Source organism: Enterobacter sp. MGH 33 (assembly GCF_000534535.1).
Lineage (GTDB): Bacteria > Pseudomonadota > Gammaproteobacteria > Enterobacterales > Enterobacteriaceae > Enterobacter > Enterobacter hormaechei_C.
On the sequence record NZ_KI973212.1, the window covers coordinates 2,030,632 to 2,042,890 of the forward strand.

The 12,259-nt window shown below is 54.6% G+C and carries 12 protein-coding genes and 2 tRNA genes; 8 read left to right on the forward strand and 6 right to left on the reverse strand.

From position 1 onward, the window contains the following. Position 1: 1 nt before the first annotated feature. The 3 genes from efeB to L379_RS14410 all read left to right on the forward strand — a co-directional run bounded on the left by efeB (position 2) and on the right by L379_RS14410 (position 4,501). Complete coding sequence (gene efeB, locus L379_RS14420) at positions 2-1,285, forward strand: iron uptake transporter deferrochelatase/peroxidase subunit (protein ID WP_032619947.1); 1,284 nt, start codon at positions 2-4, stop codon at positions 1,283-1,285. A gap of 500 nt (positions 1,286-1,785) precedes the next feature. Beyond that, positions 1,786-2,577: a phosphate starvation-inducible protein PhoH gene (gene phoH, locus L379_RS14415; protein ID WP_017384762.1), complete on the forward strand. Its 792-nt coding sequence runs from the start codon at positions 1,786-1,788 to the stop codon at positions 2,575-2,577. 418 nt (positions 2,578-2,995) lie between these two features. Then, entirely contained in the window at positions 2,996-4,501 is a 1,506-nt protein-coding gene (locus L379_RS14410) for an alanine/glycine:cation symporter family protein (protein ID WP_017384761.1), read from the forward strand. 245 nt (positions 4,502-4,746) lie between these two features. On the opposite strand, the gene L379_RS14405 is transcribed toward L379_RS14410, so the two are convergent. The 3 genes from L379_RS14405 to L379_RS14395 form a co-directional block, all read right to left on the reverse strand. Next, positions 4,747-4,834 (reverse strand) — tRNA-Ser (locus L379_RS14405). A 137-nt stretch (positions 4,835-4,971) separates the two neighbouring features. After that, complete coding sequence (locus L379_RS14400; protein WP_003858068.1) at positions 4,972-5,649, reverse strand: isochorismatase family protein; 678 nt, start codon at positions 5,647-5,649, stop codon at positions 4,972-4,974. 19 nt (positions 5,650-5,668) lie between these two features. Then, entirely contained in the window at positions 5,669-6,529 is an 861-nt protein-coding gene (locus L379_RS14395) for a pirin family protein (RefSeq protein WP_015570855.1), read from the reverse strand. A gap of 109 nt (positions 6,530-6,638) precedes the next feature. Here L379_RS14395 and L379_RS14390 point away from each other — a divergent pair, with 109 nt between their 5' ends. Then, positions 6,639-7,544: a LysR family transcriptional regulator gene (locus L379_RS14390; RefSeq protein ID WP_032653195.1), complete on the forward strand. Its 906-nt coding sequence runs from the start codon at positions 6,639-6,641 to the stop codon at positions 7,542-7,544. A gap of 120 nt (positions 7,545-7,664) precedes the next feature. Here L379_RS14390 and L379_RS14385 read toward each other — a convergent pair. Then, positions 7,665-7,752 (reverse strand) — tRNA-Ser (locus tag L379_RS14385). Positions 7,753-7,981: 229 nt separating this feature from the next. Between L379_RS14385 and ghrA the strand changes: the two genes are divergently transcribed. From ghrA to L379_RS14365, 4 genes are all read left to right on the forward strand, one after another. Beyond that, a complete protein-coding gene (ghrA, locus tag L379_RS14380; RefSeq protein ID WP_017693654.1) occupies positions 7,982-8,920 on the forward strand; it encodes a glyoxylate/hydroxypyruvate reductase GhrA in 939 nt (312 codons plus the stop codon). 84 nt (positions 8,921-9,004) lie between these two features. Further along, on the forward strand, positions 9,005-9,742 hold the full coding sequence (locus L379_RS14375) for a phosphatase (protein ID WP_003858061.1): 738 nt from the start codon (positions 9,005-9,007) through the stop codon (positions 9,740-9,742). 19 nt (positions 9,743-9,761) lie between these two features. Continuing rightward, positions 9,762-10,316 (forward strand): TorD/DmsD family molecular chaperone, encoded by a 555-nt coding sequence (locus L379_RS14370; RefSeq protein WP_032653197.1) that lies wholly within the window; start codon positions 9,762-9,764, stop codon positions 10,314-10,316. A gap of 96 nt (positions 10,317-10,412) precedes the next feature. Further along, on the forward strand, positions 10,413-10,895 hold the full coding sequence (locus L379_RS14365; protein ID WP_072203222.1) for a DUF1097 domain-containing protein: 483 nt from the start codon (positions 10,413-10,415) through the stop codon (positions 10,893-10,895). 43 nt (positions 10,896-10,938) lie between these two features. Here the strand turns inward: L379_RS14365 and csgG are convergent, their stop codons facing one another. Then, positions 10,939-11,772, reverse strand: a complete 834-nt coding sequence (gene csgG, locus L379_RS14360) for a curli production assembly/transport protein CsgG (RefSeq protein WP_003858055.1) — start codon at positions 11,770-11,772, stop codon at positions 10,939-10,941. A gap of 26 nt (positions 11,773-11,798) precedes the next feature. Continuing rightward, positions 11,799-12,215 (reverse strand): curli production assembly/transport protein CsgF, encoded by a 417-nt coding sequence (csgF, locus tag L379_RS14355; protein WP_003858054.1) that lies wholly within the window; start codon positions 12,213-12,215, stop codon positions 11,799-11,801. Between the last annotated feature and the right edge of the window lie 44 nt (positions 12,216-12,259).

Here is a 12,259-nt window from a genome sequence, read left to right on the forward strand (position 1 = left end):
GATGAACAAGCATGACGAATACGACGTGGCGGAACCTTCCCGACGTCGGTTGTTAAAAGGGGTAGGGGCGCTGGGCGGCGCGTTTGCCCTGGCGGGAGGCTGTCCGGTGGCGCATGCGGCAAAACCGCAAAGCGCCCCTGGCACGCTCTCCCCGGATGCGCGTATGGAAACGCAGCCGTTTTATGGTGAGCACCAGGCGGGGATCCTGACGCCGCAGCAGGCCTCGATGATGCTGGTGGCTTTCGATTCGCTGGCGAGTGATAAAGCCGACCTTGAGCGTCTGTTCAGGCTGTTGACCACGCGTATTGCCTTCCTCACCGCCGGCGGTCCCGCACCGGAAACACCGAATCCGCGCCTGCCGCCGATGGATTCCGGCATCCTCGGCGCGTTTATCGCTCCCGATAATCTGACCATCACCGTGTCGGTGGGGGAATCGCTGTTTGATGATCGCTACGGACTGGCGAAGCAGAAGCCGAAAGCGCTGCAAAAAATGACGCGATTCCCGAATGATTCTCTTGACGCGGCGCTGTGCCACGGCGATCTGCTGTTGCAGATCTGCGCTAATACCCAGGATACGGTGATCCATGCCCTGCGCGATATTATCAAGCACACCCCGGATCTGCTGAGCGTGCGCTGGAAGCGGGAAGGTTTTATCTCTGACCACGCCGCGCGCAGTAAAGGGAAAGAGACGCCGGTCAACCTGCTGGGCTTCAAAGACGGCACCGCCAACCCGGACAGCAGCAATACCGCGTTGATGAAGAACGTGGTATGGGTGACGGCGGATCAGGGCGAACCGGCTTGGGCGGTCGGAGGCACCTATCAGGCGGTGCGTATCATTCAGTTCCACGTGGAGTTCTGGGACCGCACGCCGCTGAAAGAGCAGCAAACTATCTTCGGTCGCGATAAGCAAACCGGCGCACCGCTCGGCATGAAGCACGAGCACGATGAACCCAACTACGCCCGCGATCCGAACGGGGATGTCATCGCGCTGGACAGCCATATTCGCCTCGCCAATCCTCGCACCAAAGAGACGCAATCCAGCCTCATGATGCGCAGGGGCTACAGCTACTCGCTGGGGGTGACCAACTCCGGTCAGCTTGATATGGGACTGCTGTTTGTCTGCTATCAGCACGATCTGGAGAAGGGATTCCTCACCGTGCAGAAGCGGCTCAACGGCGAAGCGCTGGAGGAATATATTAAGCCCATCGGCGGCGGCTATTTCTTTGCCCTGCCCGGCGCGCGTAACGCGAACGCCTGGCTCGCTCAGGGTCTGATAGAAGCCTGATAATCGTCCCTGCGACAGTTCGCGGGGACATTATTTTTTCGAAGGACTATCTTATTGTTATATTTCTGTAATATTTCTATATAAGACTGATTTTCCATGTAGGGGCAGTCCTAAAAGTTGCATTCAGGTAAAATAAATGTTGCATTTATGATAATTCCTGATGTACTTAAGAGAAGACAGCGGTAGTTCCCGGCAGTGATGCTAACTCACTATGGAGATCGCGAATGGTTGCGTCCTGTACTGGACAAGGTAAACACATCAACCGCAGTACCCGGCGCGGAGGCTCAGACTCCGGCAGCGATTTCTTCACCACCAAATTCTCTCCTTCACCTCAAGAACCTTTTTCTACCGACGTGCATAACGGTGCGCGTAGCCGTTGTATATCGTCATCCGGTAATGCAAGCAATGGCTTACAAGGAAGCCAACCCTCTGATGTTCGTGCGCATAATCGTGCCGATGCTGGCGCGTGTGATGAATACCAACAACTCAAGGTGCTATCCATGGGAAGACAGAAAGCAGTGATCAAAGCTCGTCGTGAAGCAAAACGTGTGCTGAGACGGGATTCACGTAGCCATAAGCAGCGTGAAGAAGAATCGGTCACCTCGCTTGTGCAGATGAGCGGCGTAGAATCCATTGGCATGGCGCGGGACAGCCGCGATGCATCGCCAATTGTGGCGCGGAATGAAGCTCAGGCGCACTACCTGAATGCTATCGAGAGTAAACAGCTCATCTTTGCAACCGGGGAAGCCGGATGCGGGAAAACCTGGATCAGCGCCGCCAAAGCGGCGGAGGCGCTGATTCATAAGGACGTGGAAAGGATCATCGTTACCCGTCCGGTACTGCAAGCGGATGAAGATCTGGGCTTCCTGCCCGGCGATATTTCCGAGAAGTTTGCCCCGTACTTCAGGCCCGTCTATGACGTGCTGGTGAAGCGGTTGGGCGCTTCCTTTATGCAGTACTGCCTGCGACCAGAGATTGGCAAGGTGGAAATCGCGCCGTTCGCCTATATGCGCGGACGTACATTTGAAAATGCGGTCGTTATTCTTGACGAGGCTCAGAATGTGACCGCTGCGCAAATGAAGATGTTTTTAACGCGCCTCGGGGAGAACGTGACGGTTATCGTCAACGGCGATATTACCCAGTGTGACCTGCCGTCGGGCGTGAAGTCCGGCCTGAGCGATGCCATGTCACGTTTTGAGGAAGATGAGATGATAGGGGTGGTCCGCTTCACAAAAGAGGACTGCGTCCGCTCAGCGCTGTGCCAACGAACGCTGGAAGTGTACTCCGACTAAGATCATTTCACATTTTAAGTCATTTCTTCCCGGCGTTATGCCGGGAAGCTTCCTTTATTCCCTCTGCACGCGTGGCTTTTTTAAATCATATTTATTTCCTATAGCATTCAACAGGATTTACGCCCCGTTTTGCGGTAATAATAATATTACTGTTAATTTGCTGCGAACGCTTTTTATACAGGTCACGAAAATGTGATATGTATTTATAATACCCACAAAATATCTATGAATATAATGATCATGCTAATTATTGGTTTAAAATTAAACGTGAATGTTGTCACAGAACATGACTAAGCAGTAAAAATTAAGTTGGTGTCTTTTGGGTAATTATCTATGTTTCGTACTTGTTCAGACAAAATTCTAAAAAGAAACTCGCCAGGGGATCGTTTCCTCTGGAACATCACGCTAAGGGTCATACATGAACGAACTGGTTAGTGCAATTAATGGTGTTATCTGGAGCCCGGCGTTAATATTTTTATGTCTGGGTGTCGGCCTCTATTTCTCGCTGCGTAGTCGCTTTCTGCAATTACGGCATATAAAACTTATGATTACCCTGATGTTTCAGGGGCGTCCTACCGAGGCAGGCGTGTCGTCGTTTCAGGCGCTGACGATGACGCTGGCGGGCCGCGTGGGGACAGGGAATATTGCCGGTGTAGCGACCGCCATTACCTTTGGTGGACCCGGTGCGCTTTTCTGGATGTGGATAGTGGCATTTTTGGGGGCAAGCTCTGCTTTTGTCGAATCCACGTTAGGTCAGGTTTATAAAGAGAAAATTAACGGCGAATATCGTGGTGGTCCTGCCTTTTATATTGAGAAAGGGTTAGGCGTGAAGTGGTACGCATGGTTATTTGCCATCGTAACGATTTTCTCCTGCGGATTATTACTGCCAGGTGTGCAGGCAAACTCTATTGGTGCGAGCCTGGATATTGCCTTTGGTCTGAGCCCAAATGTCACGGCGGCGTTACTTGCTGTGCTGTTGAGTTTTATTATTTTTGGCGGCGTAAAAAGGATTGCCAGCTTTAGCAGCATGGTGGTTCCGTTTATGGCGCTCGGCTATATTATTGTCGCGTGCGTGATTATCGCTATCAATATTGATCAGCTTCCTTCAGTTATATTGCTGATCTGGAAAAGTGCTTTTGGCCTTGAAGCTGGGTTTGGCGCTATTCTGGGCCAGGCCATCATGTGGGGCGTGAAGCGTGGCGTCTATTCCAACGAGGCGGCGCAGGGTACCGGGCCACATGCCTCCTCGGCGGCGGCCGTAAGCCATCCGGTGAAACAGGGGCTGGTTCAGGCGTTCTCCGTGTACATCGACACGCTGTTTGTCTGCTCCGCGACCGGGTTTATGCTGTTGATCACCGGGCTGTATAACGTGCAGGGCGTCGACGGCGCAGCGCTCTATACCGGAATAGCAGGCGTGGCCGCAGGACCGGGATATGTCCAGACGGCAATGGAAAGTATGATGCCGGGCTTCGGTAATTACTTTGTTGCCATCGCGCTGTTCTTCTTTGCCTTCACCACGATCATTGCTTACTACTACATCGCTGAAACGAATATCGCCTACATCAACCGTAAGATTCATCGCCCGTGGCTGACGTTCCTGCTCAAGCTGTGTCTGATGGCTTCGACGGTATATGGCACGGTACGCACCGCGGATCTGGCCTGGGGATTAGGGGATATCGGCGTAGGGCTGATGGCATGGCTCAACATTATTGCCATCGTTCTGTTGCATAAAAAAGCGTTTGCCAGCCTGAAGGATTATGAAATCCAGAATGCACAGGGGTTGGATCCACACTTTGACCCGGTTCGGCTGGGGATTAAAAATGCGGATTACTGGCTGGAGGAGCGTAAGGATGAAGCGGGTTTGAATATTGGCCAGAGACTTGCTCCCGAGGGAAAGCAACCGGCTGGAAAGCTGAATAGCTGAGGAATGGTTGAGACAGGCCCGTGCTTTTGTACGGGCTTTTTTTTGTAGGTGAGGCAGCTCGTGTCGCACCGGGGGGGATTGACTCGCTTCGCTCGCCCTGCGGGCAGCCTGTTCGCTATGCTCTCAGTCTGTCCAACTGGCTGCCGCCAGTTGTCGAACCCCGGTCGGGGGTTCTCATCCCCCCCAAAGGCGTGCAACATGCGAAAAAAAAAGCCCGCATTTTCATGCGAGCTCTTCTTCAAATATGGCGGTGAGGGGGGGATTCGAACCCCCGATACGTTGCCGTATACACACTTTCCAGGCGTGCTCCTTCAGCCACTCGGACACCTCACCATATTGTTTTGCTGCCTGACCGCTTGGGGGGCAACGGGGCGCTACTATAGGGAGTTGCGCTAAAACGGTCAAGCAGATTTTCAGCATTCGTGCTTGTTCGGTTAAGCCTTAATCAGCTTATGTCGCAGCGCGCAGGATTAACGCTGCGAATCGAGCACTTCGCTATTTTTCACCACGTCCTGCGCTTTGCTGTAGCTTTCGATCAGCAGCTGGTAGGCCGGGAAGATGTGTGTGTACACCTCAGCCCATTCACCCGCATCTTCACGGTTCCACGTGCGCTGAATTTCGGAAGCAACAGCAGCCGTGTCCATCGGCACCACGCCTGCCTGCACCACGCGCGCCAGGGTGATCTCCTGCGCCATTTTGCTGTAGGTGCCGGAGGCATCAATCACCGCAAACACTTTATATCCGTCCGCCACCGCGCTGATGGACGGGAAGGCCATGCAGACGCTGGTGATCGTCCCCGCGATAATCAGCGTTTTGCGCCCGGTGGCTTTCACCGCCGCCACGAACTCCGGGTTATCCCAGGCGTTGATCTCACCCTTGCGTGCCACATACTGTGCGTGCGGCGCGTTGGCGTGGATCTCCGGGATAAGCGGGCCGTTCGGTCCCTGTGGAACCGACGCCGTGGTGATCACCGGGATCTTCGCCAGCGAGGCGATTTTTGCCAGCGCTGCTGCACGGGCGCGCAGCTCAGGCATTGGCATGTCTCCTACGGTCTGGAACAGCCCGCTCTGGTGATCGATAAGCAGCATAACGGCATCGTTTACGTCAATAACGGGACGTGCACCGTTGAAGTTTGCAGGGGTAGACATAATGCGCTCCTTATTACGTTTAGATTTGGCCAAAGCGGCCGGAGTTGAAATCGCGAATAGCCTCGGCAATTTCGGTTTTACTGTTCATCACAAACGGGCCATAGCCCACGATGGGTTCATTCAGCGGCTCCCCGGCCATCAGCAGCACTTTGGCATCGCTGCTGGCTTCGAGATGCAGTTTGTCACCGCTCTGACTCAGCACGACCAGTTGCGCCTCACCGGCAGGCGTGGTGCCGTTCACCGTCACGCTGCCTTCAACGACAACCAGCGCCGTGCTCCAGCCTTCGGGCTGATTGAGCGTCAGATGGCTACCCTGGCGCAGCGCGAGATCCCACACGTTCAGCGGTGAGAAGGTATGCGCCGGGCCGGTTACCTCTCCAAAACGGCCAGCAATCACGCGCAATGTTCCGCTGTTATCCGGCAGGGTGACCACCGGGATATCCGACTGAGTGATGCTCTGGTAGCCAGGCGTCGCCATTTTGTCTTTAGCGGGCAGGTTGACCCACAGCTGCATCATTTTCAGTTCACCGCCTTTCTGCGAAAACGCGCTGGAGTGGAACTCCTCGTGCAAAATGCCTGCGCCTGCCGTCATCCACTGCACATCGCCTGGGCCAATAACGCCGCCTCTGCCAGTGGAATCACGGTGCTCCACTTCGCCTGAGTAGACGATGGTCACCGTTTCAAAACCGCGATGAGGATGCTCGCCCACGCCGCGTTTCGCGCCGTCCGCCGGGAAGGTATGTGGTCCGGCGTAGTCCAGCAGCAGGAACGGGCTCAGGGGCTCGCCGTGCGTCTGGTAAGAAAACATCGAACGAACCGGAAAACCGTCACCGACCCAGTGCGGACGAGGTGCGGTATACACGCCTGTTACGTTTTTCATGATTAACTCCTGATGTCCTGTTGATGGAATTAGCTTATATTCAGGGCTAATATCCCGGTAGATAGCAAAAATGACATTCACTGTTCCTTAAATGGAACAATGGAGGCGTATGCAGGATCTCAATGATTTCGTATGGTTTGTGAAGGTGGTGGAGCATGGCGGCTTTGCGGCGGCGGGGCGGGCGCTCGATCAGCCTAAGTCGAAACTGAGCCGTCGGATTGCGCAGCTGGAAGAACGCCTGGGCGTTCGGTTGATACAACGTACCACGCGGCAGTTTGCGGTGACGGAGGTGGGGCAGACATTCTATCAGCACTGTAAAGCCATGCTGGTGGAAGCTGAAGCTGCGGAGGAGGCGGTGGCTGCTTTACAGGCTGAGCCGCGCGGTATGGTCCGGATCACCTGTCCTGTCACCTTGCTGCACGTTCACGTGGGGCCCATGCTGGCACGGTTTATGGCGCGCTATCCAGGGATCAACCTCCAGCTTGAAGCCACCAACCGCCGGGTCGATCTGGTGGCGGAGGGGGTGGATGTGGCGATCCGCGTTCGTCCGCGCCCGTTTGATGACAGCGATCTGGTATTAAGGGTGCTGGCGGACAGGGGGCACTGTCTGGTTGCCGGGCCGGCACTGATTGAACGGATGGGCAACCCGGCGATGCCCTCTGAACTCAGCGAGTGGCCGGGGTTAAGTATGGGGGCGGGCAAGCACCTGCATAAGTGGGAATTGAGCGGGCCGGAGGGCGCAAAGGCAGAAATTCACTTCACGCCGCGCCTGGTGACTACCGACATGCTGGCGCTGCGGGAGGCGGCGATGGTGGGCGTGGGCGTGGTACAGCTGCCCATTTTGATGGTGAAGGATCAGCTGGCTTCAGGTGAACTTGTTCGGGTGCTGAATGCCTGGGAACCCAGACGGGAAGTGATCCACGCGGTGTATCCATCCCGGCGCGGCCTGCTGCCATCGGTCAGGACGCTGGTGGATTTTCTCACCGAAGAGTATGCAAAGATGGTTGAAGACTAGCTTTTTGTAGGTCGGGTAAGCGTAGCGCCACCCGACATAAAGAACGCAGGGAGCGAATCTCCTTACGGAGAATATAAAAGAAAAAAGCCCGTACTTTCGTACGAGCTCTTGTCTTGAATATGGCGGTGAGGGGGGGATTCGAACCCCCGATACGTTGCCGTATACACACTTTCCAGGCGTGCTCCTTCAGCCACTCGGACACCTCACCATATTGTCATCCCGTTGTTGTCGGGACGGGCGCTAATGTAAGGAAAAGCCGTACTGCCGTCAACCCACTTTTTCAGTAATTTAGCGTGTTTAGACAAACTTCAGGCAACCTGATTCCGAAATGTGCGAAATACGCCTCTTTTATCAGCAACGCGGTTTAGCGATAAATTTGTTATGCTGGCAAGCCAGTTGAAAATGAAAATAAAACAGCGCAATAAAAGGCAATGACTATGGATATTATCTTCTATCACCCCACTTTTGATACGGCTTACTGGATTAACGCGCTCACGGCGGCACTGCCTGGCGCACGCGTTCGCGAATGGAAACAGGGCGATAATGAACATGCTGACTACGCGCTGGTCTGGCATCCCCCGGTCGAAATGCTTCAGGGACGCCGTTTGAAGGCGGTGTTTGCTCTTGGTGCGGGTGTGGATTCCATTCTCAGTAAGCTGAAGGCACACCCTGAAATGCTGCCGGAGGATATTCCCCTGTTTCGTCTGGAAGATACCGGTATGGGGCAACAGATGCAGGAATATGCCGTGAGCCAGGTGCTGCACTGGTTCCGACGTTTCGACGATTATCAGGCGTTCAAACAGCAATCCCACTGGGAACCGCTTCCGGATTATCAGCATGAAGATTTCATCATCGGCATCCTCGGCGCGGGTGTACTGGGTTCGAAAGTCGCCGAAGCGCTCGCGCCGTGGGGCTTCCCACTGCGCTGCTGGAGCCGGAGCCGTAAGGATTATCCAGGCGTCGAGAGCTTTGCCGGAACGGACGAACTCCCGGCGTTCCTGAAAGGGACTCGCGTCCTCATTAACCTGCTGCCGAATACGGCGGAAACGGTCGGCATTATCAATGGCACGCTCCTCAACCAGTTGGCAGAAGACAGCTACTTAATGAACCTGGCGCGCGGGGTACACGTTGTGGAAGACGATCTGCTGAAAGCGCTGGATAGCGGTAAACTGAAAGGCGCAATGCTGGATGTGTATAGCCGCGAACCGCTGCCAAAAGACAGCCCGCTCTGGGCACATCCGCGCGTGGCGATGACGCCTCATATTGCGGCCGTGACGCGACCGGTGGAGGCCGTGGCGTACATCTCGCATACCATCAGCGAAATAGAGAAGGGCAACGCGGTGACCGGACAGGTCGACAGACAGCGAGGCTACTGAGAGAAACCCGGCGTTCGCCGGGTTTTTGCTAATATTCGCCGCTGATAACTGCTATCCTTTGGAAAAACCGCAGAGGAGAGAAAGATGTATCCCGTTGACCTGCATATGCACACCGTCGCCAGTACCCACGCTTACAGTAACCTCCATGATTATATCGCTCAGGCGAAGCTGAAAGGCATTAAACTGTTTGCGATAACCGATCACGGTCCGGATATGGCGGATGCGCCGCACTACTGGCATTTTGTGAATATGCGTATCTGGCCACGCCTGGTGGACGGTATCGGGATACTGCGCGGCATCGAAGCGAACATCAAAAATACTGACGGTGAGATTGACTGCACCGGCCCGATGCTGACCTCGTTAGATCTGATCCTCGCCGGCTTCCACGAGCCGGTCTTTGCGCCCCAGGATAAAGAGACCAACACCGCAGCGATGATTGCCACTATTGCCAGCGGCAACGTGCACATTATTAGCCACCCGGGAAATCCGAAATACCCGATTGATATTCAGGCCGTGGCGCAGGCGGCAGCGAAGCACCGTGTGGCGCTGGAGATTAACAACTCCTCCTTTGTTCACTCGCGTAAGGGCAGTGAAGCCAACTGCCGCGAAGTGGCGGCGGCCGTGCGTGACGCGGGCGGCATGGTGGCGCTGGGCTCTGATTCACACACGGCCTTCACGCTGGGTGATTTTAGCGAGTGCCTGAAAATATTGCGGGACGTGAATTTCCCGGAAGAACAGATCCTGAACGTCACGCCGCGTCGTATGCTCGACTTCCTTGAGTCGCGCGGCATGGCGCCGATTGATGAATTTGCCGATCTTTAATTAATAACGGAATAAAAACATGAATGAGTTTTCCATCCTTTGCCGCGTGCTGGGCACCTTATATTACCGCCAGCCGCAGGATCCGCTGCTGGTTCCGCTGTTTACCCTGATTCGTGAAGGTAAACTGGCGCAGAGCTGGCCGCTGGAACAGGATGAGTTGCTGGAACGCTTGCAAAAAAGCTGCGATATGCAGCAGATTTCAACGGATTACAACGCGCTGTTTGTGGGGGAAGAGTGTCGCGTGTCGCCGTATCGTTCTGCCTGGCAGGAAGGTGCGACCGAAGCGGAAGTTCGGGCGTTTCTTTCAGAACGCGGCATGCCGCTGACGGATATGCCTGCCGATCATATCGGTACCCTGCTGCTGGCGGCCTCCTGGATTGAAGATAATGCAGATGATGATGAGAACGAGGCGATTGAAACCCTGTTCGAAACGTATTTGCTTCCGTGGGTTGGCACCTTCCTGGGTAAAGTTGAAGCCCATGCCACCTCGCCGTTCTGGAGAGCGCTGGCTCCGCTGACGCGTGACGCCATCGCTGCCATGTGGGACGAGCTGGAAGAAGAGAACGAAGAGTGATTTGAATCACAAAAATCCTGCAACGATACATTTCAACTTGCACGTAATGTGCTTCTGATCTCATTTCTATGGTGCGCATCTGCTAAGATGCGCACCATGAACATACTACTTTGTATTGCAATCACGACTGGCATCCTCTCCGGCCTCTGGGGTTGGGTGGCTGTCTCTCTCGGCTTGTTGAGCTGGGCTGGTTTTCTTGGCTGCACGGCCTATTTCGCCTGCCCGCAGGGTGGTCTCAAAGGGCTCTTCATCTCCGGCTGTACTCTGATGAGCGGTGTGATTTGGGCGCTGGTCATTATGAAAGGCAGCGCGCTGGCGCCGCAGGTGGAAATCCTGGGGTACGCCATCACCGGCATTGTGGCCTTCCTGATGTGCGTTCAGGCAAAACATCTGCTGTTGTCCTTTGTGCCCGGCACGTTCATGGGTGCCTGCGCGACCTTTGCGGGGCAGGGGGACTGGAAGCTGGTGGTCCCTTCGCTCATGCTGGGATTACTGTTTGGCTACGCCATGAAGAACAGCGGCCTCTGGCTTGCGGCCCGACGCGAGAAGAGCCAGAGCGTTCCTGCGGTAAGTAAATAAAAAAAGGCGAGACGGAAATCTCGCCTTTTTTATGCGCCGCCGATTATGACTCCGGCGGCACCGACATCTCTCGGTATTTCACCAGAACCGCATTACTCACGTCACTTTTATTCTGAAGATCCCACAAGCCGCGATCGATACCGTCATTAATCAGGAAAATCACGCCGGTTTCGATGGCCGACATCAGACACAGCATGACCGGCTCGTTAGAGGTATAGCCAATTTCACCCTCCAGCAGACGCTGGTAATCGATAAAGCGGAACACCCCGGCCTGCACTTCATAAGAGAGAATCGTTTTGCTGGTGGTCACGGAGGATAATATCTCACCCGTGCTCACGTTAACCACGCGCAGGTTGACGGCAATCTGATCCAGCTGATACTGCGTGTCGGCCCCGATGCCAAAGTAACGCGCACCCGCGCCGCCCGATTTCACGTTACTTTCGTAGCCGATAATCGAGCCTTCCACCATGATATTGGCTGCGGTGAGAGACTGTAGCGGCATGCGGTTATTGACGCCAACGGTACCATTCTCCTGCGCGGCACGAATGATTTTTCGTTCGTTAAGCAGGTTTTGCAGCCCCTGACGTTCCAGCGGGATAAACCAGCGAGAATCTTTCAGGGCGGTGACCAGCATCGCGGTGGCGCTCTGCGGTACGGCCGTCGAGAAGTTACTGGCCGGATACGGTTTGAACTGGCCCGTCTCATCCTGAATGTTATAGACCGAGACGAATATCTTCCCGGTAGGGACCGGCAGATGCGTCAGATCCCGGTAGCTCTGGGCACGGGGCATCAGGGTGGGTTTAGCGGCTTCTTTTGGCGGGGCAGTTAAACAACCGCTTAATAAGCACACTGCAACTAAAATAAAAAAGCGCTGCATAATAATTGTCCTTATTTCGGGGTTGTTTAGAAATCAGTTGAACTGGTCTGCAAACCGGAAACCTGGATTGTCGACGTTTTACCGGTTTTTCGGTCTGTCACATTTAACTGAAGCTGCCCATCTTTATTGGCAATATCGACGATAAAGTCGTTAGTGACCATCCGGCCGGGTTTTCCGGTATTAATGTTGGTTAATAAGCCACCTAATATTTGCGACTGGATGGCCTGAGTGAAATTATCCAGGGCCGACGGGGTCTCGATACCGAAATCATCGTCATAGCTGGGGTCTTTATAGGAGTTTTGAGCCTGAGCCTGGTTAAGCATAAAGGCTCCGTTATTCGGGTTGCCGCCAAAATTAGGGTTGCGGAACTGGAATGTCATATTTCCGGCCCAGCTCAACGGCGCAATGAGCATTAACGAAATCACTGTGTGTGCGAGACGCATTACAGCCTCCGAAATAGGTGTCGTTGCTAGGGAAGGTGCGAATA

What these genes read in the sequence shown, in the direction of transcription:
- L379_RS14395 (WP_015570855.1), bottom strand. Translation starts at nt 6,529, where the DNA reads ATGAAAAACGTAACAGGCGTGTATACCGCACCTCGTCCGCACTGGGTC.
- L379_RS14375 (WP_003858061.1), top strand. Translation starts at nt 9,005, where the DNA reads ATGTATCCCGTTGACCTGCATATGCACACCGTCGCCAGTACCCACGCT.
- L379_RS14390 (WP_032653195.1), top strand. Translation starts at nt 6,639, where the DNA reads ATGCAGGATCTCAATGATTTCGTATGGTTTGTGAAGGTGGTGGAGCAT.
- L379_RS14370 (WP_032653197.1), top strand. Translation starts at nt 9,762, where the DNA reads ATGAATGAGTTTTCCATCCTTTGCCGCGTGCTGGGCACCTTATATTAC.
- L379_RS14410 (WP_017384761.1), top strand. Translation starts at nt 2,996, where the DNA reads ATGAACGAACTGGTTAGTGCAATTAATGGTGTTATCTGGAGCCCGGCG.
- csgF (WP_003858054.1), bottom strand. Translation starts at nt 12,215, where the DNA reads ATGCGTCTCGCACACACAGTGATTTCGTTAATGCTCATTGCGCCGTTG.
- phoH (WP_017384762.1), top strand. Translation starts at nt 1,786, where the DNA reads ATGGGAAGACAGAAAGCAGTGATCAAAGCTCGTCGTGAAGCAAAACGT.
- L379_RS14400 (WP_003858068.1), bottom strand. Translation starts at nt 5,649, where the DNA reads ATGTCTACCCCTGCAAACTTCAACGGTGCACGTCCCGTTATTGACGTA.
- L379_RS14365 (WP_072203222.1), top strand. Translation starts at nt 10,413, where the DNA reads ATGAACATACTACTTTGTATTGCAATCACGACTGGCATCCTCTCCGGC.
- csgG (WP_003858055.1), bottom strand. Translation starts at nt 11,772, where the DNA reads ATGCAGCGCTTTTTTATTTTAGTTGCAGTGTGCTTATTAAGCGGTTGT.
- ghrA (WP_017693654.1), top strand. Translation starts at nt 7,982, where the DNA reads ATGGATATTATCTTCTATCACCCCACTTTTGATACGGCTTACTGGATT.
- efeB (WP_032619947.1), top strand. Translation starts at nt 2, where the DNA reads ATGAACAAGCATGACGAATACGACGTGGCGGAACCTTCCCGACGTCGG.